General features: G+C 68.5%; 16 protein-coding genes and 8 tRNA genes. 9 read left to right on the top strand and 15 right to left on the bottom strand.

Translation table 11 applies throughout. The features are described from left to right. Nucleotides 1–9 precede the first annotated feature (9 nt). The 4 genes from nrfD to IPN47_00640 form a co-directional block, all read right to left on the bottom strand. Nucleotides 10–972 carry a polysulfide reductase NrfD gene (nrfD, locus tag IPN47_00655; protein ID MBK9406559.1) on the bottom strand — a complete coding sequence of 321 codons (963 nt, stop codon included), beginning with the start codon at nucleotides 970–972 and terminating at the stop codon, nucleotides 10–12. A gap of 7 nt (nucleotides 973–979) precedes the next feature. Beyond that, complete coding sequence (locus tag IPN47_00650) at nucleotides 980–1,528, bottom strand: 4Fe-4S dicluster domain-containing protein (GenBank protein ID MBK9406558.1); 549 nt, start codon at nucleotides 1,526–1,528, stop codon at nucleotides 980–982. After that, nucleotides 1,525–3,771 carry a molybdopterin-dependent oxidoreductase gene (locus IPN47_00645; protein ID MBK9406557.1) on the bottom strand — a complete coding sequence of 749 codons (2,247 nt, stop codon included), beginning with the start codon at nucleotides 3,769–3,771 and terminating at the stop codon, nucleotides 1,525–1,527. The genes IPN47_00650 and IPN47_00645 overlap by 4 nt, the downstream gene beginning before the upstream one ends. A 306-nt stretch (nucleotides 3,772–4,077) precedes the next feature. Next, a tRNA-Gly gene (locus IPN47_00640) sits at nucleotides 4,078–4,150 on the bottom strand. Nucleotides 4,151–4,338: 188 nt separating this feature from the next. Here IPN47_00640 and IPN47_00635 point away from each other — a divergent pair. The 7 genes from IPN47_00635 (at nucleotide 4,339) to IPN47_00605 (ending at nucleotide 13,055) form a co-directional block, all read left to right on the top strand. After that, entirely contained in the window at nucleotides 4,339–6,372 is a 2,034-nt protein-coding gene (locus IPN47_00635; GenBank protein MBK9406556.1) for an MCP four helix bundle domain-containing protein, read from the top strand. Between the two features lie 99 nt (nucleotides 6,373–6,471). Next, on the top strand, nucleotides 6,472–8,553 hold the full coding sequence (locus IPN47_00630) for a methyl-accepting chemotaxis protein (protein ID MBK9406555.1): 2,082 nt from the start codon (nucleotides 6,472–6,474) through the stop codon (nucleotides 8,551–8,553). A 132-nt stretch (nucleotides 8,554–8,685) separates the two neighbouring features. Continuing rightward, entirely contained in the window at nucleotides 8,686–9,066 is a 381-nt protein-coding gene (locus IPN47_00625) for a GntR family transcriptional regulator (GenBank protein MBK9406554.1), read from the top strand. Then, nucleotides 9,063–10,040: an ABC transporter ATP-binding protein gene (locus IPN47_00620; GenBank protein MBK9406553.1), complete on the top strand. Its 978-nt coding sequence runs from the start codon at nucleotides 9,063–9,065 to the stop codon at nucleotides 10,038–10,040. Before IPN47_00625 ends, IPN47_00620 begins: the two co-directional genes overlap by 4 nt. Before the next feature lie 501 nt (nucleotides 10,041–10,541). Then, nucleotides 10,542–10,700: a hypothetical protein gene (locus IPN47_00615; protein ID MBK9406552.1), complete on the top strand. Its 159-nt coding sequence runs from the start codon at nucleotides 10,542–10,544 to the stop codon at nucleotides 10,698–10,700. Beyond that, complete coding sequence (locus tag IPN47_00610; GenBank protein MBK9406551.1) at nucleotides 10,693–11,904, top strand: hypothetical protein; 1,212 nt, start codon at nucleotides 10,693–10,695, stop codon at nucleotides 11,902–11,904. The genes IPN47_00615 and IPN47_00610 overlap by 8 nt, the downstream gene beginning before the upstream one ends. Then, nucleotides 11,895–13,055 carry a hypothetical protein gene (locus tag IPN47_00605; GenBank protein ID MBK9406550.1) on the top strand — a complete coding sequence of 387 codons (1,161 nt, stop codon included), beginning with the start codon at nucleotides 11,895–11,897 and terminating at the stop codon, nucleotides 13,053–13,055. The genes IPN47_00610 and IPN47_00605 overlap by 10 nt, the downstream gene beginning before the upstream one ends. Before the next feature lie 70 nt (nucleotides 13,056–13,125). Here the strand turns inward: IPN47_00605 and IPN47_00600 are convergent, their stop codons facing one another. The 10 genes from IPN47_00600 to IPN47_00555 form a co-directional block, all read right to left on the bottom strand. Beyond that, nucleotides 13,126–15,153, bottom strand: coding sequence for a S9 family peptidase (locus IPN47_00600; GenBank protein MBK9406549.1), 2,028 nt, complete (start codon nucleotides 15,151–15,153; stop codon nucleotides 13,126–13,128). A gap of 152 nt (nucleotides 15,154–15,305) precedes the next feature. Then, nucleotides 15,306–15,377, bottom strand: a tRNA-Thr gene (locus IPN47_00595). Between the two features lie 70 nt (nucleotides 15,378–15,447). Then, nucleotides 15,448–15,529, bottom strand: a tRNA-Leu gene (locus IPN47_00590). An 18-nt stretch (nucleotides 15,530–15,547) separates the two neighbouring features. Then, nucleotides 15,548–15,621, bottom strand: a tRNA-Asp gene (locus IPN47_00585). Nucleotides 15,622–15,768: 147 nt separating this feature from the next. Continuing rightward, nucleotides 15,769–15,840: transfer RNA gene (locus IPN47_00580), tRNA-Glu, on the bottom strand. A gap of 22 nt (nucleotides 15,841–15,862) precedes the next feature. Next, nucleotides 15,863–15,935: transfer RNA gene (locus tag IPN47_00575), tRNA-Glu, on the bottom strand. A 94-nt stretch (nucleotides 15,936–16,029) separates the two neighbouring features. After that, nucleotides 16,030–16,102: transfer RNA gene (locus tag IPN47_00570), tRNA-Trp, on the bottom strand. A 72-nt stretch (nucleotides 16,103–16,174) separates the two neighbouring features. Further along, nucleotides 16,175–16,248, bottom strand: a tRNA-His gene (locus tag IPN47_00565). Between the two features lie 76 nt (nucleotides 16,249–16,324). Then, nucleotides 16,325–16,891 carry an elongation factor P gene (gene efp / locus IPN47_00560; GenBank protein ID MBK9406548.1) on the bottom strand — a complete coding sequence of 189 codons (567 nt, stop codon included), beginning with the start codon at nucleotides 16,889–16,891 and terminating at the stop codon, nucleotides 16,325–16,327. A gap of 61 nt (nucleotides 16,892–16,952) precedes the next feature. Next, a complete protein-coding gene (locus tag IPN47_00555; protein MBK9406547.1) occupies nucleotides 16,953–17,708 on the bottom strand; it encodes an arylesterase in 756 nt (251 codons plus the stop codon). On the opposite strand from IPN47_00555, the gene IPN47_00550 reads away from it, so the two are divergent. Then, nucleotides 17,707–18,456 carry an ABC transporter ATP-binding protein gene (locus IPN47_00550; protein ID MBK9406546.1) on the top strand — a complete coding sequence of 250 codons (750 nt, stop codon included), beginning with the start codon at nucleotides 17,707–17,709 and terminating at the stop codon, nucleotides 18,454–18,456. The genes IPN47_00555 and IPN47_00550 overlap by 2 nt on opposite strands. Continuing rightward, nucleotides 18,453–21,113: an ABC transporter permease gene (locus tag IPN47_00545; GenBank protein MBK9406545.1), complete on the top strand. Its 2,661-nt coding sequence runs from the start codon at nucleotides 18,453–18,455 to the stop codon at nucleotides 21,111–21,113. The genes IPN47_00550 and IPN47_00545 overlap by 4 nt, the downstream gene beginning before the upstream one ends. Nucleotides 21,114–21,295: 182 nt before the next feature. Here IPN47_00545 and IPN47_00540 read toward each other — a convergent pair whose 3' ends face one another. After that, nucleotides 21,296–23,155, bottom strand: a complete 1,860-nt coding sequence (locus tag IPN47_00540; protein ID MBK9406544.1) for an Ig-like domain-containing protein — start codon at nucleotides 23,153–23,155, stop codon at nucleotides 21,296–21,298. Nucleotides 23,156–23,262 lie beyond the last annotated feature (107 nt).

Below are 23,262 nucleotides of genomic sequence, written 5' to 3'. Positions count from 1 at the left end.
GTTGTTCTCCTACCGCAGTGCAGTCTGCGCGAGTATCGCCGACTCCTGCCCGGCGTAGACCACGATCCACCGAAGGGCAAAGCCACCCAGGAGCACCAGCACGGCCGGGACGCGCCCAGGCCGGAGTCCGTGTCGTGCCTCGATCCACTCGGCCAGGACGGGCGTTGCGAGCCCCATGACCACGACGAGCGTCCAGAAGGCGGCGGTGAACGGACCCCCGAGGAGCAAGCCGGCCGCGGCGCGTGACGACGCCCCGCCGCTGCGCAGCGCCACGAGCCAGAGCACGAGCAGGAGTCCCTCGACGAGGATGAGTCCCATGTCGAGGCGCCCGATCGTCGTGCGCTCCGCATCGGTGATGCGATGAAGCAGCAGGAAGGCCGCGGCACTCGACAGCCCGGAGGCCAGGAAGAGCGGGCCGAGGATCGCCGAGTTCCAAAGCGGTCGTGCCGCCATCGTCCCCAGCAGGACCCCGGTATAGACGCCGAGGGCGGCGCCCAAGACGATGCTCATCCAGGCGAGCGTGCGCTCGCGCGCAAGCGCCCACGTCTCGAGGCGCGAGAGCAGCGCCCCGCCTAACGGTGCACGTTCGACGATCGCGGTGCGCGTCGCCTCCGGCATGGACACCCAGGCCACGAAGACCGACACCGGATACACCGCCAGCAGGATCCACGACCCCCACGACATCGGAGAGGTAGGCTGCATCGTGAGGTAGAATCGATAGGCATTCCACCGATTCTCCAGGTCGAGCCAGAGGAAGAGCATCCCCACCGTCAGGAGGACCGGGACCATCCAGGGGAGCAACGTCAGGGCGCGCGAACTTTCGCGCGGCGCCCGCAGGCGCCAAAGCCCCGCCAGCACCATCAGCCCGGCCACGAGCCCGCCGAGGAAGAGATAGATCGGCACCTCGGCGTGCCACACGTGCACCGAGGGGTCGACGAAGGGGTTCGATCGCGTGGAGGTGATTTCGTTCATCGTCCCCTCACCGCAGGAAGAAGTGCTTGGGGCGAGTCCCCGCGTCCGGCAGGAGCGTGTACGACGCGCGCGAGGCCAGCAATCGGCTCACGTCGCTCTCCGGATCGTTGAGGTCCCCGAAGTAGATGCTCTGGGTCGGGCAAATGTCCTGGCAAGCCGTCGTTGGCGTCCCGTTCTCCAGTCGGTGCAGGCAGAACGTGCACTTGTCGACGGTGTCGGTCCGCGGATCGACGAAGCGCGCACCATACGGACACGCCGCGATGCACGCCTTGCAGCCGGTGCACTTGTCGGCGTCGACCTGCACCGTCCCCCCGGCGCCGTAGTAGGAGGCCCCGGTCGGACAGACGGCGACACACGGTGCGTTCTCGCAGTGATTGCAGCGCTCCGACCGGATCGACATCGACAGGTCGGGATACGTGCCGCTTACCTCAGTGAAGATCCAGTTGCGCGTGACGCCGTCAGGAACGTCGTTTTCCGTCTTGCACGCGATCACGCAGGCGCTGCACCCCACGCAAGTGCGCGTATCGAGCACCATGCCGTAGCTCGGCCCTTTCATGTGACCACCTCCTTCGCCGCCTCGGCGTCGACGTCACTGGCGCGGAGGAAGGTGACGAAGTTGACGTTCATCCCGGTCCCACCCATGATCGGGTCGACCTTGTAGCGGGTGATCAGTTCGGCGTCGTCGATGCCGCGCGCCTGTGCGAAGCGCAGCCCCTTGGCCTTGTGCCCGTAGCCGTGCACCAGGTAGACCGCGTCGGGGTGAATGCGCTCGGTCACCTTCACGGGGGCCGAGTAGGTGGAGCGCACGCCATCCTGGTTCTTCAGGTAGATCCGCTCGCCATCCTGCAGGCGCCATTTGGCCGCGACGGCTCGGTTGACCCACACCGCATTCTCCGCGAACACCTCCGAGAGCAGGCGGTTGTTCGTGGTGCGCCCGAAGGTGTGCGTGGGGGCGCGCCCGGTGAGGAGGCGATAGTAGCCGGCGGGTGGATCCTCGACCTCGCCGTCGTGAAACGTCGGCATCGGATCGAAACCCAGCCCCGCCAGCTGCGCGGAGTAGAGCTCGATCTTCCCGGACTCGGTGGCGAACGACGGAGCCACGCCCTCCTCGTAGTACAGGGGCTGCGGCGAGCCGCGCAACGTGCCGTCCTTGCGCAACCGCTCCCAGTCGAGCCCCGTCGCCCGCACGCGTGTCTCGACGTATTCCTTTGCGTCGTTCCACGGGAAGTAGGACGCGAGCCCCAGGCGCTGCCCCAGCTCCTTCGCGATCCACGAACCAGGCTTGCTCTCGAAGAGCGGATCGACCGCAGCCTGTCGCAGCGAGACGAACGGCTCGCGATACGCCGGCGTGTTGAGGTCGTCCCACCGCTCCAGGTACGTCGCTTCGGGGAGGACGACGTCCGACCATCCCACGATCTCCATGGGAAGCACATCGACCGTGACCAGGAGCTCGAGATCCTGGATCGCCCGATACGTCGCGCGCTGGTCGGGGAGGGTGGTCGGGAGGTTCGAGCCGTAGACCATCCAGCCGCGGATTCCCGGTTCCTTCCCCTCCGTGCGGATCGACGCATCGCGAATGCCCTGCGCCAGCTCGTGCCCCAGCGGATAGAGCGCCGGGTCGGAGCGGTCGCGAATCGCCGCCGTCACCGTCGGATACGCGGGCTTGGGATAGGGCATCACCTCCAACTGCGAAGAGCTGTAAAGCCCTCCGCGTCTCCCCCACGAACCCAGGAGCCCGTTGAGGATCGCGATGGCCCGCGAGCGCTGCGTGTCGTTCCCGTACCAGGTCACGTGGCGCCCCGGGTGCACGAGCGTCGCGGGACGCGCCCCCGCCATCAGGTGCGCGGTCTGCCGGATCACGGCCGGGTCGATGCCGGTGCGCGGATGTGCCCACTCGGGCGTCAACGGCTCGACATGCGCCTTGAGCTGCTCGAAACCGTACGCGTACTGCGCGATGTAGTCGCGATCGTAGAGCCCCTCGGTGATGAGGACGTGCATCCACGCCAGCAGGAGCGCCAAGTCGGCCCCGGGCTTGATGGGCAACCAGTGGCGCGCCTTTCCCGCCGCGGTCGAGAAGCGCGGGTCGACCACGATCAGGTCACCTCCGCCGCGAATCGACGACGCGAAGTCCTGCACCTGCGTGTTGTGCATGTTTTCGCCGAGGTGGCTCCCGATCAGCACGAGGCATCGGGCGTGCGCCATGTCGGTGATCTCTGGCGAGCCAGCCCCCTCCCCGAAGGTGAGCTCGAAGCCCGCGTCGCGCGGCCCTCGGCACTGCGCGTACGACGGATGCGTGATGTTCGGCGAGCCATACGCCTTGAACAGGTGCTCGAACCAGCTGCCGCCGTACCCGTGGGAGTACAGCGCCAACGCCTCGGCGCCGTGGCGCGCCGTGATCGCTTGCATCCCTTCGGCGACGCGGTTGAGTGCGGCATCCCACGAAACCTCTTCGAATCGCTGCGACCCACGCGCCCCTCGGCGGATCATCGGGCGCTGCAGGCGGTCCGGGTCGTACAGCAACCCGGTTCCCCCGGCCCCGCGCGGGCAGAGGCGCCCGCCGGAGAGCGGATCGTTGGGATTGCCCTGGATCTTCGTGACGCGCCCGTCCTTCACATGCGCGAGGATCCCGCACTTCCAGAAACAGAGCTCACAGAAGGAGGGAACGACGCGGTCGCCGTCGGTACGCGGATCGGGGACGGGGTGCGCGTAGGCCTGCAGTTGCCGTGATCGGGCGGCGCCAAGAACCGCCGCTGCCGTCAGCCCTGCCGAGCCGAATCGAATGAAGTCTCGTCGTTTCATAAGAACGTTCGAGGGACCTCAAGATGCTTACATGAGCATATAGGAATTCATTGCTCACGACTTGCCCTACGCGAAGAAGGTCGCCCCGTGACCGACGATGCGTTGTAGGGCGCTCCCCTGCTTTCTGTGGGTCAGATGCCGAGGGAGCGGTGACGGACGGCGGTTCCGCGCGGGAAGGGTGTCGACACCCCGGCGGCCAGGCCGCCGGGCGCGATCGAGAAACCGCGCCCCCCGCCCCCCTCAAACACGAGGGGCCGTCCCGCTGTGGCGGGACGGCCCTTCGGACCGACGAATCGATGTTTGGAGAGCGGGCGATGGGACTCGAACCCACGACGTCCAGCTTGGGAAGCTGGCATTCTACCAACTGAATTACGCCCGCAAGTGGAGGCGAATACTAAGCGTCGTCTCACCCGGAAATCAAGCGATGTCCGGAAAAGCGGGGGGGCGCGCGTCCTCCATTCCACCGAAAATCCGCGGACGGGCCTCGCAGAAGACGAGAGATCCGGAACAACGGCCGACACTTCCCGTCACGATTGTCGCCCGACCTCCCGCCCGTTGGTGCCTCGTATGGACTGGTTCCACGACCTCCGTCTCCGCTCCAAGCTCCTGCTTGGCTTCTCTAGCGTCGTCACGATCATGGTCGCGATCGGTGTCGCCAGCGTCATCAGCCTCAAGCAGATGCGCGACGCAGACGCCGAACTGTACGAACACATGACCGTTCCGCTCGCCCAGTCCGGCGACGCGATCAACAACATCCAGCGCGTACGCGTGAACCTCCGCGACGCCGTGCTCTCCGAGTCGCAGCAGGCCGCCGCCCCGCACATCGCCAATGTCCGTGCCTTCTCGCGGACGGCCGATTCACTCCTGGCCGAGTACCAGAAGACGATCACGACCGAAGAGGGTCGAAAGTCGTATGCAGCCTTCGACGCCAACCTCAAGGTGTTCGGGACCGATCGCGACTCGCTGGTCGCGCTCGTGCTGGCCGGCGACCGGCTTGGCTCGTACGCCTTCCTGGCCAGTCATATCGCCGAGGCCGAGGAGCAGCTGCTGACCGCGATGCACGAGATGCAGCTCCAGAAGGTGACGCGCGCCGCCGAGGTGAAGGACGCCAACCTCGCGCTGGGTTCGCGCATGTCGACCATCATCGTGATCGGGCTGGTGACCGCAGTCCTCGTCGCCCTCCTCATCGCGCTCTTCATCTCCTCGCGCCTCTCCAGTGTGCTCTCCCTCATGGTGGAGCGCGCCAACCGGCTACAGAGCGTCTGCATCACCAACCTGGGCAGCGCACTCGACGCGCTCGCCGACGGCAAGCTCGATACCCGACCGGAGTACGGCACGCCGCCGCTCAACATCAGCACGAAGGACGAACTGGGCGACCTGGCGCGCAGCGTCGACGGCATCATTGCGACCAGCGTCAAGTCCATTCAGTCGTACGGCCGCGCCGCGGACACGCTGCAGGGGCTGGTGCACGAAACGCAATCGCTCGTTGGGGCCGCGCAGGCAGGCGCCCTCTCGCAGCGCGTCGATGCCCGCAAGTATCAGGGGGGCTATCGGGAACTTGGCGACGGGATGAACGGGATGCTCGACGCCATCGTCGCCCCGATCTCGGAAGCCTCAGCGGTGCTCGGACGCATCGCCGAGCGCGACCTCTCCGCCACCATGAACGGTCGCTACAACGGCGACTTCGACACGATCCGCGCCGCGGTGAACCTGGCGGTCGCCAACCTGCAGCGCGCGCTCGGCGACGTCTCCGCCTCGGCGATGCAGGTGGCGGGTGCCAGCGAGGAGATCTCCTCGTCGGCCCAGACACTCGCCGAGGGGGCAAGTGAGCAGGCGAGTTCGCTGGAAGAGGTCGCCGCCAGCCTCCACGAGGTCTCGGCGACGGCCAAGAACAGCGCCGAACGCGCCCAGTCGGCGCGCGCCGTGACCGAGGAGGCACGTCAGCAGGCGGCCGAGGGGCTGCAGGAGATGCGGCAGCTGGAATCGGCCGTGAGCCGCATCAAGTCGTCGGCGCACGAGAGCGCCAAGATCATCAAGACGATCGACGAGATCGCCTTCCAGACGAACCTGCTTGCGCTCAATGCCGCAGTGGAAGCGGCGCGGGCCGGCGACGCCGGTCGCGGCTTCGCGGTCGTCGCCGAGGAGGTGCGCAACCTTGCCATGCGCGCCGCGGATGCGGCCCGCACCACCACCGGGCTCATCGCCGAATCGGTGCGCACGGCCGACGAAGGGGTGGCCCTCAATGCGCGCGCCCTCAAGCAGTTCGCGACTATCGCCCAGCACGTGGAAACGGCGGGGATCGCGATGAGCGAGATCGCGGCCGGGAGCGACCAGCAGGCGCTTGGCATCGACCAGATCAGCACCGCCGTCGAGCAGATCAACATCGTCACGCAGCGGGTCGCGGCCAACGCCGAGGAGTCGTCGGCCACGTCCATCGAGCTCGCCGGGCAATCGACGCACCTGCAGGAGCTGGTTGGGCAGTTCAACCTCGGCGACGGGGGCGGCGCGGTGGCACTGGAGGCCCCCGCTTCCGTGGCGAGCAGCAGGTCATCGTCAGCTGCACGTCGCCCGATGGGACGACGGTCGTTCGCAGGAGTCTGACCCGAAGGCGCGGCCGTGCGGCGCATTGGCGAGACAGCCGATGCGCCGCTCGGCGTCCTGGACGCGACGCGTTGATCGACTGAAAGGAGAACGAACCTCATGCGGTGGTTCCAGAACCTCAAGCTCCGCCCCAAGCTCCTCCTCGGCTTCGGGAGCGTCACCGTGATCACGGCGCTGCTCGGCGTGGTCGCCCTCCTGGCGATGCGTCGACTGGAAACGGCGGACCGCGCGCTCTTCCAGAACATGACGGTCCCCCTTGCCGATGCCGGCGAGGCGATGACCGACCTGCAGGGGATCCGGGTCGACATGCGAGAGGCCGTCCTGGCCGACTCCGCGACGACGGCGGCGCGGCACGCGCGCGAGGCGGTCGAGGTGGATGCGCGCATCGACACGTTGCTCCTGCGCGTGCAGCAGCGCCTGGACACCAAGGAGCTGCAACTCATCAACGTCGCGTTCCTCGATGAACTGCGACGTTTTCGCGGCGAACGCGACCGGGTCCTCGGGCTCATCACCTCCGGACAGCGCGCCGAGGCGTCCAAGGCGCTGCAGGGCGGCACGTACTTCATGGAACAGTCGCTCGCCGCGACGATGCACGAGATGCAGCGCCAGATGTTGCGACGCGCCGAAGTGCTCGCCGCGGGCAATGAGGCGCTGGCCAAACGCGTCACGTTCATGGTGCTCGGGTTGCTCATTGCGGTCATCCTGTACGCGACGGGGATCGCCATCGTCGTCTCCGGCACGCTCTCGCGAACGCTCAACCTGATGCTCGAGCGGACGCAGATGCTGCAACGCGTGTGCATTGCCAACCTCGCCAACGCGCTGGATGCCTTGGCCGCCGGCGATCTCGATGCGCGGGCGGAGTACGGCACCCCGCCCCTCCCGGTGAACGGCAACGACGAACTCGCCGCATTGGCGTCGAGCGTCAACGGAATCATCGAGCAGAGCGCGCGGTCAATCGAGGCGTTCACGCGCGCCGCCGACACCATGCGCAACCTCGTGCAGGAGACGCGCGCACTGGTCGCTGGTGCCGAGGCCGGGGCGCTGGACACGCGTGCGGATGCGGGCGCCTACGCCGGCGGCTATCGGGAGTTGGTTGCGGGGGTGAACCGGACACTCGATGCCGTGGTCGCCCCGATCAACGAGGCGTCGGACGTGCTCGGGCGCGTCGCCTCGCGCGACCTGCGTGTGCACATGTCCGGCGAGTACCGCGGCGACTTCGACCGCATCAAGGGCGCCATCAACGGGGCGGTGGACAACCTGCGCTCTGCCTTGGACGAGGTTGCCGTGTCGGCCGAGACGCTCGCGCGCGTGAGCCGCGAGTTCGAGTCCGGGGCGCGCAGCCAGGCGGAGGGTGCGTCATCGCAGGCCAGTGCGCTGCAGGAAGTCTCCGCGTCGCTGCACGAGGTCGCCTCGACCGCAAAGGCGGGGTCTCTTCAGGCACGTGAGGCGCATGACATCACCGACGCCGCGCGCGCGGATGCGGCGCGTGGCGTGGAGCGCATGCAACGGCTCAGCGACGCCATGGGACGCATCAAGGAGTCGGCGGACCAGAGTGCACGCATCGTGCGCACCCTCGACGAGATCGCCTTCCAGACCAACCTGCTCGCCCTCAACGCCGCCGTGGAGGCCGCCCGCGCCGGCGACGCCGGACGCGGCTTCGCGGTGGTGGCGGCCGAGGTGCGCAGCCTTGCCGTGCGCGCCGCGGACGGCGCCCGCAGCACCGCCGGGCTCCTCGAGCAGCTCGTCAACCACGCCGACGATGGCGTCGCGGTCACGACCGAGGCCCGCGCGATGCTCGAGACGATCGCCCGGCGCGTGGAGTCCGCGGGCGCCGTGGTGTCGACAATCGCCGCCGGCAGCGCACAACAGTCGTTAGGCATCGACGAGATCAACCTCGCGGTGGAACAGGTGAACCAGGTGACGCAGCAGTCGGCCGCAACCGCCGAGGAAGGCGCCGCGGCCGCCGTCGAACTGGCGTCGCAATCCGACCAGCTGCGCGCCGTGGTGGGGAGCTTCCAGCTGCACGACGACGCCTCGAGCCCGCCCCCCTCCCCTGCTCCCTTGGCCGCAGCCCCGGCGCCCAGGGCGCGGGTGGTCGATCCGGCACGCCACTCCACCAACCCACAGACAGCCGACCCACCGGACGCCGCCGACCTCGACGAACTGCTGGCCTCCTTCTGATCGTCGTCAACGACGGATTCGGCCGCCCCGCTTCGGGGCGGCCGTCTTCGTTTTCGTCAGGGCCTGTGACGGCGTCGGCGATCGCTCGTCGTACCAGTGTACTACTACACCGATACACCTAGCGACGGCGGCATGTTCGACCGAATCGACCCGCGTTCCCCGACTCCTCTCTACGCTCAGATTGCCGGACGGCTCCGCGTCGCCGTTGCCGCGGGCGAGCTGCGCGCCGGCGACGCCCTGCCGTCGGTGCGCGCGCTCGCGAGCCAGCTCCGCATCAATCCGGCGACCGTAGCGCAGGCGTACCGCGAGCTGGAGCAGGACGGGACGGTCGAGATGCGCCAGGGAGCGGGGACATTCGTCTCCTGCGTCCCAACCGAACGAAAGCGGCAAGACCGCGCCGCCGAGGCCAGGCGCCTCGTGCAGGAGATGCTCGCGCAGGGATCGCGTCTTGGCCTCGCCGCCGACGAGCTGAGTCGCGCACTTCACGACGCCATGCAGGAGACCAGGAAATGACCGACGCCATCCGCATCCGCTCGCTCACCTATCGCGCCGGACGGGAGTTCGCCCTGCGTGGGCTCGACCTCACCGTGCCGAGCGGCTCGGTGTACGGCTTCCTCGGCCCAAACGGGTCGGGCAAGACGACGACGATCAAGTCGTTGATGGGGATGCTCCCCCCTGACGACGGCACGATCGACCTCCTCGGTCACCGCGTCCCCGACGACGTGGTCCCCGCGCTCGCGCGCGTGGGCTACGTCCCCGAGCGCCTGCACCTGTACCCGGCGCTCTCGGTCGACGAGACGATGCGATACCACGCGGCCTTCTATCCTCGCTGGGACGCGCGAGAGGGTGATCGACTCAAGCGCGCTTTCGCGCTCCGCGGCGACGCGCTGGTCGGGCGACTATCCAAGGGCGAAGCGGGCAAGTTGATGCTCCTCCTCGCGCTCGCCGTGCGGCCGGAGCTGCTGGTCCTGGATGAACCGACCGACGGACTCGACCCGGTCGTTCGGCGTGACGTCCTCTCCGCCATCGTGGACTACGTCGCGGCGAGCAAGGCGACCGTCTTCATCTCCAGCCACCTCGTGCACGAGCAGGAGCGCATCTGCGACTGGGTAGGGCTGCTGGATGATGGACGGATGGTCGCCGAACTCCCGATGTCCGAGTTCCGCGCGGGCGTGAAGCGACTGCGCGTGCGTGGTGCAAGCGCGCCTGCAGGTGCGGGTGACAGTGCGGGTGCGGGTGCGGGTGCGGGTGCGACGATCGCGACCCTCCCCTTTCGCGTCCTCGCCAGGCGCACGCTGATCGGCAGCGACGAGGAGTGGGTGGTGCGCGATTGGCGTCCCGACATGCGGGGCGCGTTTGCCGCGCTCCTTCCGGGCAGCACGTTGCGCGAGGTCGAGGATCTGGACCTCGAGGACAGCTTCGTCGAGTTGCTCAGCGCCGCACGAGCGCGCGGACAGACCACCACGGACGGACGGGAGGCTGCGTGATGTTTGTCGCCATGCTTCGGGCGCAGTGGATCTGGACGCGCGCCATCATGCTCTTCTTCCTGGCCGCGGGGTTCGCGCTCCCGGTGCTCTCCGTCCCGATGTCCGCACGGTTCGGGATCGGATGGATCTCGGCGAACGGCTACGTCGAGGTCGGGGGAATGATCGGGCTGCTCGTGGCCATCACCGTCTGCCTGGCAGCGGTTGCCCTGGTGGTCCAGAACTGGTCGGTCGACGATCGCGGGCGGCACGTCTATGCCCTGTCGCTCCCCATCGCCCGTCGCCGGTACCTCCTGTACCGGCTGGGCGCTGGCTTCCTCCTGTTAGGGATGCTCGCCGTCGCCATCTGGCTTGGGGGGGCCGCGGCGTCAGGGCTGCTCGAGCTCCCGGAATCGTTGCACGCGTATCCCGCGTCACTGGCGCTGCGGGCACTGATGGCGGCGTGGCTGGTACACGCCCTCGCCTTCCTCGTGCGCTTCGGTGCCGGACAGCGCGCGCGGAGTCGTGTTCGGCGCACTCATCCTCCTCTTTCTCTTCGTCCTCCTCCCAGCGGAGACGCTGCCGGCGCCGCTCACCTGGCTCTCGCTCGCCTCACGCGCGCTGGTGCTCCCGGGGGGCCCCTTCGGTATCCTGTTGAGTCCGTGGAGCTTCATCGATGTCTAGGACGATGCGCACCTCGGCGCTCGCGCTCCGCACGCTGGTCCTCGTCGTCGCCGTGTCGGGGCGCTCGCACGCCGCCGCCGGAGGCGCGCAGCGTCCGGACACCGCGCAACAACACGCCGTCAGAGCAACGCGCGATGACGCGCCCGCCGCGCGGGCGCGTCGCCTGCAGCAGCTCGACCACCGCCGACGCGCGCTCGACAGCACAGGCAAGCGCGAACGCACCGTGGCGACCAGTCACTGGTTCACCGACACCGTGCAGGCCGGGCTCTTCCGGATCGCCACGACCCGCCGGCTTCGCGAAGGCGTACGTCGTGCGGCCACCGCACTATCCCGAGAACTGCAACCGTCCCTCGACGCGACGATTGTCGACTCGCTGCGGCGGCACCTCATCCACGTCCGACCTCTCCTGCCAGAAGAGGGGCGGTCGTTCGGTCCGGAGCGCCTCGTCGTATGGGACGAGGTCCCCTATGGGCTATACGGACCGGCCGGAGGCGAGGCCTTCCTGCCGCGCGACGACCTGCGATTGCAGCTGACAGCCATCGTCGGCGCGATCACCAACCGGACCATGGACGATGCGATGCGCACGTGGCTGTTCAACGTGTCCATCGTGACGGTCGCCCCCGCGGCCACCGTGGAGACGCGGGCCCGCATGGACGTCGCGACCGCCGGGTCGTTCGCCGCGCGCCGATGCGTGGTCGGAGACCTCGCCGCGTGCGCAACGATCCTGTCGCTGCGCGGACGCCCTTCCGATCCCGCGCACGCGTGGTACGCCCCGGAGGACTACCGCGACCTCGCCAGCCGCCTGCGTCTCGCACCGCAGGACGGGGACGAAGCGCCGCGCCTGCAGCGCCGATGCCTCACGGGTGACGCTGCGGCATGTTCGACGCTGATCAAACGCCTGGGGCCCGATCGTCTTCCGGCACCGACGCTGGAGGCCCCGCGTCTTGTCCTCCTCCACGAGGCCCTGCGCCTGGGCGGGGATGGCGCCATCACGCGCCTGCGTGCCAGCACCGGTGACATCGGCACGCGCCTCTCCGCTGCCGCTGGCGTGGAAGAGGATTCGCTGCTGTCGAGCTGGCGCCGGCGGGTCATCTCGCAGCGAGGCGCACGCATCCGCCCCACGGGCGAGGTCGCCCTCGCCACGATCGGATGGACGTTGCTCCTGACGGGACTCGGACTGCGGAGGACGCGTCGATGCGACTGACCACCATGCCCTGGCGGCTGACGCTCCTGGGCGCCTGCGCCGCCGCCCTCGCCCTGGCGCTGCAGTTCGGCGAGGCCGAGGAGCGTCCGTACTACCTGCGACGTGCTCGCGAACGCACCCTCTACGCGCAGCGAGTGGCGGTCCGTGACGCCATGATCCGCGAGGCGAACGCCTATACGGACCAGCAACTCATCGCCATCGCCGACCACGCGGATGTGAGCACTCCTGACACGAGCGACGTCACCGTGGTGGCCATCGACTCGGCCGGGCGGGCTATTCTCCCGATGGTACGCGAGGCGATCAGCCGCGAACGTTCCACCTTGGCGTTGGGAGCCGGCGGCATACTCCGCTCGCCGCTTCGTGTCCTCGTCTCGCGGTCGCCGCGTGAGACCCTCCCGCCAATCGTCGGGATCGGCAACGCCGACGCCCCCGTGGCCCGGTTCGCGCGCCTTCCGCAGCGCGCCGGGGACCCCTGCACGTTGCTCCTGACGGTGCGCAACCTCAACCGCGACCGGATCGTCGCGACCCTTTCCTCCGGGCGCGGGGTGCTGGGCCCGTGTGCCTTCTTCGCCGCCTTTGGCCTGCCGGGGGCGGCCCTGCGCGCACACCTGGACTCGGCGCAGTGGAACCCGGCGGCCTTCGCGCGCTGGAACGATGTCGCCAACGACGATGAGGAAGCGCGTCAGCCCTGGAGCGACCTCTCCGCCAATGGGGCGCGATGCCTCGCGCGAGGTGACGCCGCCTGCGCGCGCACGTGGAGCGAGGCGACACACCACGGCCGCTGGATGTTCGACGACGAGCGTCCGACCGCCGTGGTCGCGGCGCAGCGACTCGTGGGGCCGCTGCCGTGGCACTCGGTACATGGCAGCGCGCTCGGCGTTAGGCAGGGTCTCGCGCTCTCCGACCTGGTGCGCGAAGTGGGACCGGCGAAGTTCGGCGAGGCGTGGCGGCGGGACGTCCGCGTCGACGCGGTCTTCCACTCTCTGGTTGGGATGGACGAGAGCGCCTGGCTCTCACGCTGGCTCGCACGCTCGTACGCGCGGGTATCACCTTCCCCACGTCCTGCACGCGCCGAAACGACCTGGTGGCTTCTCGTCGTGGCAGGAAGCGCCGCGGCACTGACCGGCGTGCGGGAGCGGCGCGGCGCGTGATGAACGACACGGGGCGCGACGCGGCCGGTCCTGCTCCGTGTCGCGCCCCGCGTGCGTTCCGTCGACCAACTCAGGGGACGATCTTGACGCCCTCTCCCAGCGCATAGCGCGTCAGGAAGGTGTACTCGCGCTTGAGCTTGTCCACCTGGTGCCGCGGCTCCTGCAGTCCGTGCGGCTCGCGCGGGAAGAAGACGAGCTCCACCGGGACGTCGTTCTTCTTGAGTCCCTGGTATAGCTCCTGTGCCTGCCCCACCGGCACGCGCGTGTCGGCCTGGCCATGCAGGATCAGCGTGGGCGTCTTGGCATTCTTGATGTAGGTCATGGCCGACGCGCGCTCGTACTGCTGCTTCACGTCCCACGGCTCGCCCCCGAAATACCCCTCGAGCAGCGTCTGCAGGTCGTTGGTGGAGTACATCGAGAACATGTTGGTGAGCCCGGCCCCGACCATCACCGCCTTGAAGCGGTTGGTCTGCGTGAGGGTGAACGCCGTCATGTAGCCGCCGTAGCTCCACCCCGACTGCACCAGCTTGTCCGGGTCGGCAATCCCGCGCTTGACCAGGGCATCGATGCCGGTCTGGATGTCGCGATAGTCGCCGCCCCCCCAATCCTTCACGTTGGCCAGGAGGAACTTCTCGCCGTAGCCGGACGAACCGCGCGGGTTGGGATAGAAGAGGGCCCACCCCTTGGCCGCCCAGACATGCGCCGCGTTGTTGTACCAGTCGCCGGCGAACGACTGCATCCACGCCCCCGACGGACCGCCGTGCACGACGGTGTGGAGCGGGACCTTCGTCCCCGCCTGGTAGTTCACGGGATAGACGAGGAGCCCCTCGACCTCGAGCCCGTCGTTCGACTTCCAGCGCACGACTTCGGTGCGCCCTAACGACCACTCGCGGGCGACCGCATTGTGAGACGTCACCACGCGCGGCGTCCCGGTGGCGGCGTCGAAGACGGCCACCTCGAACGGGGTCGTGGTCGTGGCGACGACCGACGCAAAGCGCGAGCGATCCGCGGTGAAGGCGACCCCCTCCGCGCCGAAGAAGCCGCCGAGCGTCCCCTCGAACTTCGTGATCGCCGCGGGGGTCCCCCCCGCGGACGGGACGGCGAAGACCTGCGTGGTCGTCCCGGTCTGCGTCGTGAAGTAGAGCGTGCGTCCGTCCGCCGACCAGGTCACGGGGGCCGGCTGGTAGAGGAACGACGGCGCGATCACCTCGCGCGGCGCCCCGCCAGCCACCAAACCCACCACGAGCCGATCCTGCGCGATCATCGGCCCCGTGGCCGGGCGTGCGAGCCAGGCGAGGGCCGACCCGTCGGGGGACCAGCGCGGCGAGGCATCGTTCCCGGCGTTCTCGCTGAAGCGGCGCGCGTTGCCGCTGGCGACGTCGACGAGCCAGATGTCACCGCGATGCCCATCGTCCGCCCGCGACGAGGGGTAGGCGCGGTAGGCGATGGTCTTGCCGTCGGGCGACCACTGCGGATCGGCGACGTCCCAGTCACGCGCGATGACCTCGCGGGCGGCGCGCGTGGCGACGGTCACGATCCAGAGCCGGGTGTGCTTGAGGTTGAGGTCGACGGTGACGGCGTCGTCGCCGCCCTTCACCGCCTTCTCCTCGTCCTCGCTGGGGGGCTGCGTCGCGACGACAGCGAGCTGCGTTCCATCCGGCGACCACTGCGCCGAGAGCACGGCCCCCTTGAGCGTCGTGACCTGCTCGGCCTCCCCGCCGCCTAACGGGAGGAGGAAGAGCTGCGGCGCACCGGCACGCTCGGAGATGAAGGCGAGCCGCTGGCCATCGGGCGACCAATCGGGCGAGCGATCCCGCTTTGGATTGTTGGTCAGCCGTCGTGGCGCCGCGCGGCCGTCGGCCGCCACGAGCCAGAGGTCCGAGTCGGTGGTATTGGCGGTGACGTCGTTCGACTGCACCGCGTAGGCGATCCACTGCCCGTCGGGGGAGAGGCGCGCCTCCGACAGCGCGTGCAACTTCGTGATGTCGTCGAAGGTCATCGCGCGCGCCTGCTGGGCGCCGACGGATGCCGGATGAACGACGAAGGCGACGCCTGCAAGGCAGGCGGCGAGAGCGAGGCGGTAGTGAGCGCGATGCATAGGCGGCGGGTGAACGAGAGGCGCAAATGTGGCGCCTGATCCCCGCGACGGCGAGCACCAACCGGCAGGTCGACCGCGCGGCGCGGCGGTGGCTCAGGCGGAAAAGCAACGCGCCCGACGTCACGGGGACGTCGGGCGCTCTAGCCTGTCAGAGCCAGCGGTCGGGATTGAACCGACGACCGCCCGATTACGAATCGGGTGCTCTACCACTGAGCTACGCTGGCGGAATCCATCCGCGTGGTGCGAGGTGCTGCCAGATGCGGCCTAAAATGTTGCCGGTGTTGCGACGAGCTATGCCCAAGCGCGGACTCGAACCGCGACGCCTTTCGGCACCACCCCCTCAAGATGGCGCGTCTACCAATTTCGCCACTTGGGCATTTTCCAGGTACGACAGCGGGGCTGACGGGGCTCGAACCCGCGACCTCCGGAGTGACAGTCCGGCACTCTAACCAGCTGAGCTACAGCCCCCGACTTCAATCGTGCGTCCTGTCTCGCGAGGAGCGTAGCTACGCCATCCACGAAAACCGTACGCGAACCCTGCACGGAGATTACGACTCCGTGTTTTCCTGCGGTCCAGCTTGCACCAACATAGTCACTGCACACCAACACCTGCAGTGGCCCCAACGGGAGTCGAACCCGTCTCTGCACCTTGAAAGAGTGCCGTCCTAACCGATAGACGATGGGGCCGACTTCCCCTCGGGACATCCCATAGCGGTAACGGGATTCGAACCCGTGTTCCAGCCTTGAGAGGGCTGTGTCCTAGTCCCCTAGACGATACCGCCTCCGACCCGCCTCCGGTGGGTTGGAGGCGGCACTCCCTGCAATGTTCGGCACCACGGCGGGACGTCCGCAGCGCTTCCGTTCCGTTCTGTCCAGCAGGCCAGGAGGGACTCGAACCCCCAACCGCCGGTTTTGGAGACCGGTGCTCTACCAATTGAGCTACTGACCTATTCAGGCAGTCGGCTGGAGCATCGTGAGACTCGCGTCTCGCGTCTCCCGTCTCCCGTCTGTTTGAAACAGGGGTGACCGAGGGGACTTGAACCCCCAACCCCCGGAGCCACAGTCCGGTGCTCTAACCAATTGAGCTACGGCCACCATGACGTGCGAAGGACCAACATTCTAAACCGGCCGCACCCCTGAAACAACCGGGGACCCACCGGCCGAGCGTCGATCAGTCCTTCGCCCGATCCAGGTACTCACCCGTGCTCGGGTTCACCCGAACACGCTCGCCGGTGCCGATGAACTCGGGGACGTTGACCGTCACCCCGTTCTCCAGCTTGGCCGGCTTGTACGACGACGTCTTGGTCGCCGTCTTCATCACCGGCGACGTCTCGACGATCTCGAACACCAGGTACTGCGGCAGCTCGATCCCGATCGGACGGCCATCGTAGTACTCGGCGATGATCTTCATGTTGGGCACCATCCACTGCGCATTGTCGCCCAGCGCCTCGGAGTCCAACTCGATCTGGTCGTAGTTCTCCAGATTCATGAAGTGGTACGTGTCGCCCCCCTGATAGAGAAACTCGAGTTCATGAGTCTCCATCGAGGCCTTGTCGATCGAATCGTCCGCGCGGAACCGGTGCTCGAAGTTCGCCCCCGAGCGGAGGTTCTTCATCTTGGTCTGCACCATCGCGCGCAGGTTGCCCGGCGTATGATGGCGGAAATCGATCACGCGGCAGGGATCGCCTTCGAAGACGATCACCATGCCCTTGCGAATCTGCGTGGCAGGAACAGCCATGACCTAACGAGCTCCGCCTGAAGTGGGCGAAAGAAAACGTAAGTTGCGACAGCCTCGGATTTTAGCCGGTCATGCCGGGCTTGGCAAGTCGGGAGAGGATCGGCCCAAGCGCCGGCCACACATTCCCCGCCACCCGCTTCGCCCCCTCCACCGTCGGATGGATCCCATCCCCCTGGTTCAGCTTCCGCACCCCGGCCACTCCCTCCAGCAGGAACGGCAGGAGCGTCGCCCCCTCCGCCGCCGCGACCGCCCCGTAGCTGTCGTGGAAGCGCCGGGTGTAATCCGCGCCAAGATTGGGCGGCGCCTCCATCTGCACGAGCAGCACCGAGGCCGCGGGGAGCGCCCGCTTCACCAGCCGCACGATCGCCACCAGATTCGCCCGCGTCGAATCGACGTCGAGCCCCCGAAGCCCATCATTCGCCCCGGTCTCGATCATCACCACCGCCGCGGGTTCGCGCAGGAGCCACTCCAGGCGGCGCAGCGCTCCGGCCGACGTCTCCCCGCTCAGCCCAGCGTTCACGATGCGCACCCCGTACCCTGCCGAGTCGGCCATGCGCTGCAGCACCGCGGGATAGGCCTCGGCGGGGTCGAGCCCCAGCCCGGCCGTGAGCGACGTCCCCACGATCAACATCGTCGGGGCACCGGACGACGCCGCGGAGTCCTCTCCGACCGCGGCGGCACCAGACATGGCGTCGGCGCGTTCATCCCGCTGGGCGGGAGCGGACGTGTCGCGCGCGGTATCTTTCCCCGCGTCGGTGCCCGAACAGCCCAGCACGGCCACGCTCGCCAGGGCGACAATACTCAACAGGACTCGCATGCTCGAAGCTCGAGGTCTCACGAAGGAATTCGACAGCGGCACTCATCGACTTACGGTGCTGCGCGACGTCTCGTTCCGGGTGCCGCAGGGAGCGCTGGTCGCGATCGTCGGCCCCTCAGGCAGTGGCAAGACGACGCTGCTCGGACTGCTCGCCGGACTTGATACCCCCTCCCGCGGGCAGGTGCTCCTCGACGACGCCGACCTCACCGCCATGAGCGAGGATCAGCGCGCCCAGCTCCGCGGGGCGAAAGTTGGGTTCGTCTTCCAGTCCTTTCAATTGATCCCGACGCTTACCGCCATCGAGAATGTACAGGTTCCGCTCGAGTTGCGCGGCGAGGGAGGGGCCGGGGCTCGTGCGCGCGCCCTGCTCGAGCGCGTCGGGCTCGGCGACCGGCTCGACCACTTCCCCTCCCAGCTCTCGGGGGGAGAACAGCAACGCGTGGCGATCGCGCGCGCCTTCGTGAATCGGCCGCGCATCCTCTTCGCCGACGAACCGACGGGGAACCTGGACGGCACCACCGGGGCGAAGATCGTGGCCCTACTCGAGGAGCTGAACCGCGAATCGGGATCGACGATCGTCCTGGTCACGCACGACCTGACGCTCGCCGAACGCACCCAGCGCATTATCCGCCTTGCCGACGGCCTCGTCGTCGAGGATCGGGCGACGGCCGGTGCCGAGACACAGGCCGCGCCCTCCGCCCCCGTCTCGCCCCCCGCCACGGCGACCACCGCGCCGGGGCTGGCATGACGCCCGCACCGTTGGCTGGGGCGCCCGAATCGGCCCAGGAGGCCGGGGGGGCCCGCACGCTGGTCTCGCTGGCCTGGCGCGAGTCGCGGTCGACGCGGCGGCGCCTCCTCCTGTACATGTCGTCGATCTCGTTAGGTGTGGCGGCGCTCGTGGCCATCGACTCGTTCGCCGCGAACATCAACCGCTCGGTGCGGGCGCAGTCGCGCGCCCTTGTGGGCGGCGACGTCTCGTTCACGGCGCGCCAGGGGTGGACGAAGCAGACCGACGCCCTCTTCGACTCGTTAGGGAAGACCGGGGTCACGCTGGCCCGCGAGACGAGCTTTGCCTCCATGGCCACCTCCAAGGCCAAGGGGACGACCCGCCTCGCGCAGGTGCGCGGGGTGACGCAGACGTATCCGTTGTACGGCGAAGTCACGACCGACCCGGCGGGGCGCTGGGCCGACCTGCAGCAGCGCCGCGTCGCCCTCGTCGACCCCTCGCTGCTCATCGCCCTCGACGTCGCAGTAGGCGACTCGTTGCAGCTGGGGTTCGCCAGCTTCGAGATCGTGGGAAGCCTGGTGAACGTCCCGGGCGACCCCGGGATGGCCGCCGCCATCGGCCCGCGCATCTACATCGGCGACCAGTACGTCGCCGACACCAAGCTCCTGACCTTCGGGAGCCGAGCCGACTACGAGGGGTTTGCCCGCCTCCGCCCCGGGGTCAACGCCGAAGACTGGCTCAAGGCGATTCGACCGACGCTCGACTCGGCGCGCGTGCGGTCGCGCACCGTGTCGGAGAGCGAGAGTTCGCTCACCGAGTCGATCGAGCAACTGGCCAACTTCCTGGGGATCGTCGGGATCGTCGCCCTCCTGCTGGGGGGCGTTGGCGTCGCGAGCGGGGTGAACGCGTGGGTCGCGCGCAAGATCGACATCGTGGCGGTGCTCCGCTGCGTGGGGGCGACGTCGCGCCAGGTGCTGCTGATTTATGCGACGCAGGCCGCGCTGATGGGATTGCTCGGGGCCTCGATAGGCGCCGCGCTGGGCGTGGGGATCCAGTTCTTCCTCCCGGGGCTCCTCAAGGGGGCGCTCCCGCTCGATGTGCAGGTGCAACTGGAGCCGGTGGCGATCGCGACCGGGATCGGCCTGGGGGTGTGGATCGCCCTCGCCTTCGCCCTGCGTCCGCTCGTGGCGCTCCGTCGCATTTCGCCGTTGCAGGCGATCCGTCGCAACGTGAACCCGCCCAAGGCGCCGGGATTCGACTGGGCGGTGTGGATGGTGAACCTCTTCATCGTCCTGACCGTCGTGGGGATCTCGGCCACGCGCGCCAACGCGCCGCGCGAGGTGATCGGCTTCAGCGCCGGGATCGCCGGGGTGCTCGTCCTGCTCCTGCTGAGCGCCGCCATCCTCTCACGCGTGGCGCGGGTCTCGGTGCGGGCGGGGTGGCCGTACGTCGTCCGGCAGGGCGTCGCCAACCTCTATCGCCCGGCCAACCAGACGCGGTCGGTGGTGCTCTCGTTAGGGTTCGGTGCCTTCCTCGTCACGACGCTGTACCTGGTGCAGAGCAACCTGCTGGCGCAACTCCGCATCACCGAAGAGGCGTCGCGCGGCAACCTCCTCTTCTTCGACGTGCAGGACGACCAGGGGCTTGGCGTCGACTCGATCGTGCGCGCCTCGGGGATTCCCGTCATCCAGCGCACGCCGATCGTGACGATGCGCATCGCGCTGGTGAACGGGAAGACGGTGGACGAGCTGGCCCCGCGGCGCCCGGCCGACACGCTGAGCGAGGGTCAGGGCGGCGGCCAGCGCCAGCGCAACGCCCAGCGCCCGCAGGGGGAGCGTCGCCCCTCGGGGTGGGCGCTTCGCCGAGAGTATCGCTCGACCTTTCGCGACACCCTCTTCACCGGCGAGGTGCTCCTGGCGGGGAAGTGGTTCGGTGCCACGCCGCCGCCGCAGGGGAAGCCGTCGGATGAGGTCTCGCTCGAGTCGGACATCGCCGACGAACTGAATGTGGCGTTAGGCGACGTCGTCACGTGGGACGTGCAGGGGGTGCGCATCCCCACGCGCGTCACGAGCATTCGCGAGGTCAACTGGGCGCGCTTCGAACCCAACTTCTACGCCGTCTTCCAGAGCCGCACGCTGGAGAAGGCCCCCAAGACCTTCGTCCTGCTCGCCGCGTCGGACGACCAGAAGGCTGGCGCCCGCGTGCAGAACGCCGTGGTACGCCGCTATCCCAACGTGGCCAGCATCGACCTTTCGCTCGTGCGGAAGACCGTGGGGGAGATCTCGCGTCGTGCGTCGCTGGCGATCCGCTTCCTGGCGATCTTCTCGCTGGCGATGGGGATCCCGGTGCTCTTCTCGGCCGTCGCCGCCACGCGTCGCGAGCGGGTGCGGGAAGGCGTGCTCCTCAAGACGCTGGGGGCCACCCGCGCGCAGATCGGGCGGATCCTCGTCTCCGAGTACACGGTGCTGGGGGTGCTGGGGAGCCTGACGGGGCTCGTGCTCTCGTTCGGGGGGGCGTGGGCCATCATGCGCTACGTCTTCGATCGCCCGTTCACGGCGGCGACCGGCCAGGCGTTAGGCATCTCGGCCGCGATGATGCTGATGGCGGTGGCGATCGGGATGCTCAGCGGGCGCGACGTCTTCCGCGAGACGGCGATGTCGGCGCTGCGGGAGTCCTGAGGAACTCGGAGGACGGGACGACCTAAAAGCGGGACACGGAGGTTCACGGAGGATTCACGGGGGTTCACGGAGGAGAGCGGCCGGCGCGCCGACGTCCTCCGTGACCCCCCCGTGTTACCTCCGTGAACCTCCGTGTCGAGCTTTCTGAAGTGGAACGCGTTCCCGTCTTCCCGTCACGCAACTCAGGAGACGCGCAACACGATCACCGTGGTGTACTCGTTGGTGATGTTGCCCCCGCCTGGCGCCTGCAGCTTGATCTGCACCTGCGGCGAGCTGCCACTGCGATTGAGGCGGTAGTAGTTGCCCGAGCTCGAGAGCGACTGCGTGGTGTACGTCCCGGGGAGCGGGGTAACCAGGAGGGGGAAGGAGCCGCTGTTGGACCCCGACATCGCGTCGCGGATGTTCCAGCTCAGGTAGCCGTATCGCGGCGACAGGCCGCTGACGTTGAGGCCATCGGCGTAGTTGGCGACCAGCCAGCCGGTGATGATCTGGTCGAACTGCGCCCCCGACGTGCGGGCCAGCAGGTTGGCCACATCGGTCTGCGGGCCGGCGGCCAGCGCCTTGGTGAAGGCTCGCGCCGAGCCGTTGCTGTACTGGTCGATGGCGTAGCGCAGCAGCGCCCAGCTGGCCCCGCGAGGTGCAAGCTGCGCGCGATTCTGGACACTGATCGGCGCCGACGTGTCCGGGCGAACCATCCAGCGCTGGAAGCGCGAGAGGTTCTGCCGGAAGAAGGCGTTGTAATCGTTGGCCGAGCTGGGCGACGGGTTCACCTGGCTGTACGTCAGGCGCTGGAAGTCGCCCACGCCGATGATGGCGCGCCCGACGATCTCCTCGGCGAGGTGCGAGAGCGCTTCGTTCAACCAGAAGGTCTCGAGGGCCTCGACCGCCGGATTGTACTGGCGCACCCCCTGGTTGATCATGTGCTGGAACTCGTGCGCGATGACGCCGCGCGTCCCCTGACGCACGGTGACGGTCGAGCGCACGTTGTTGAACGTCCCCGCGGGATCAGGGGCGAGGACGTAGAAGATCTCCTGCTCGTTGGTCTGGTTGCGGCACTCGTTCGTGCTCGGATACTCCGACTTCTTGATGAGGTCGGAGCCGAAGAAGAAGCCGGCGGTGAAGCCCGACGAACCCGAGGGGGTGAGCTTGTTGACCTCGGGGGTGTAGAGGATCGTGACGCGCCCGTCGCTGTTGATGTCGGTCGGCTTGCCGAACCACGACGTGTCGGTCGGGAAGATCAGGTTGTCGAACTCCTGCGCAATCGCGTTGTAGTCTGTGGCGGTGAAACCGCCCGACGGCGACGCCACATCCTCGACGATCGTCGCGCGAGTTGAGCTGGCCCGGACCACGCCCTTGATGGCGATGAAGTCCTTGCAGATGTCCTTCCCAGTGTTGAGGTTGGGCACCCGGAGGTTCACCGTATCGCCTACCGCGGACACCGCGAGCGAGACCGCAAGGTTGGCGCGCGCAGCGGGCGTCGGCGATGTACGCGTGCGCGCCACCGCCTGCACCACCGGCCCCACCGTGGCGCGCTCGTACTGCCGCAGCCGCTCGTGCGTGCCGTCGATGCGCTCCTGCTCCTGATCCTGCACGAGCAGGCGAGGATCGAGCTGCGCCTGTACCACCGGAGAGGAGAGCGAGGCCGCCACCGACTGCAGGCTCACGCTGTACTGCATCAGGTCGTCCTGCACGGGGCGCGTGTTGGCGCCAATGACGAGGTAATCGCTGCTCCCGGCGCTGGCCGCGAGCGTGATGCACGAGACGACACCACCACCGGTGAAGCTGCGCACCTGCCCCGCCTGGAGCGCGATTGGCGTCGTGCAGGGGTTGGCTTCGACCAGAATGTCGACGGTGGACGAGAGCGTCCCCGAGGTCGCCGTGACCTTGACGGTCCCCGGGGCGACGGCCGTCAGGACGCCGGCGGACGACACGGTGCCGACGGTCGCTGGCGTCGCGCTCCACGTGACCGTCGACGTGGTCACCGCCTTGCCGTCCTTGTCGTACAGCCTGGCCGTCAGCTGCTGCGTTCCCCCGGCCACCATCGACGACGCCACCGCCGCGATGCTCACCTGCGCCACCGGGCCAGGGGGCGTCGTTCCGGTGGGCGGCGTATCGCCGCCAGAGCACGCGGCGAGCGACAACGCCCCAA

The organism is Gemmatimonadota bacterium (assembly GCA_016719105.1).
In the GTDB taxonomy this organism is placed as follows: domain Bacteria; phylum Gemmatimonadota; class Gemmatimonadetes; order Gemmatimonadales; family Gemmatimonadaceae; genus SCN-70-22.
Note: the sequence above shows the minus strand (reverse complement) of the source record. Positions and strands in the feature narration are given on the sequence as shown.

Coding starts and splice junctions, on each gene's coding strand:
- IPN47_00620 (MBK9406553.1), top strand. CDS start 9,063: ATGACCGACGCCATCCGCATCCGCTCGCTCACCTATCGCGCCGGACGG.
- IPN47_00605 (MBK9406550.1), top strand. CDS start 11,895: ATGCGACTGACCACCATGCCCTGGCGGCTGACGCTCCTGGGCGCCTGC.
- IPN47_00630 (MBK9406555.1), top strand. CDS start 6,472: ATGCGGTGGTTCCAGAACCTCAAGCTCCGCCCCAAGCTCCTCCTCGGC.
- IPN47_00555 (MBK9406547.1), bottom strand. CDS start 17,708: ATGCGAGTCCTGTTGAGTATTGTCGCCCTGGCGAGCGTGGCCGTGCTG.
- IPN47_00545 (MBK9406545.1), top strand. CDS start 18,453: ATGACGCCCGCACCGTTGGCTGGGGCGCCCGAATCGGCCCAGGAGGCC.
- IPN47_00625 (MBK9406554.1), top strand. CDS start 8,686: ATGTTCGACCGAATCGACCCGCGTTCCCCGACTCCTCTCTACGCTCAG.
- IPN47_00645 (MBK9406557.1), bottom strand. CDS start 3,771: ATGAAACGACGAGACTTCATTCGATTCGGCTCGGCAGGGCTGACGGCA.
- IPN47_00635 (MBK9406556.1), top strand. CDS start 4,339: ATGGACTGGTTCCACGACCTCCGTCTCCGCTCCAAGCTCCTGCTTGGC.
- nrfD (MBK9406559.1), bottom strand. CDS start 972: ATGAACGAAATCACCTCCACGCGATCGAACCCCTTCGTCGACCCCTCG.
- IPN47_00650 (MBK9406558.1), bottom strand. CDS start 1,528: ATGAAAGGGCCGAGCTACGGCATGGTGCTCGATACGCGCACTTGCGTG.
- IPN47_00600 (MBK9406549.1), bottom strand. CDS start 15,153: ATGCATCGCGCTCACTACCGCCTCGCTCTCGCCGCCTGCCTTGCAGGC.
- IPN47_00550 (MBK9406546.1), top strand. CDS start 17,707: ATGCTCGAAGCTCGAGGTCTCACGAAGGAATTCGACAGCGGCACTCAT.
- efp (MBK9406548.1), bottom strand. CDS start 16,891: ATGGCTGTTCCTGCCACGCAGATTCGCAAGGGCATGGTGATCGTCTTC.
- IPN47_00540 (MBK9406544.1), bottom strand. CDS start 23,155: ATGGTGGCCGGGGGAACGCAGCAGCTGACGGCCAGGCTGTACGACAAG.
- IPN47_00610 (MBK9406551.1), top strand. CDS start 10,693: ATGTCTAGGACGATGCGCACCTCGGCGCTCGCGCTCCGCACGCTGGTC.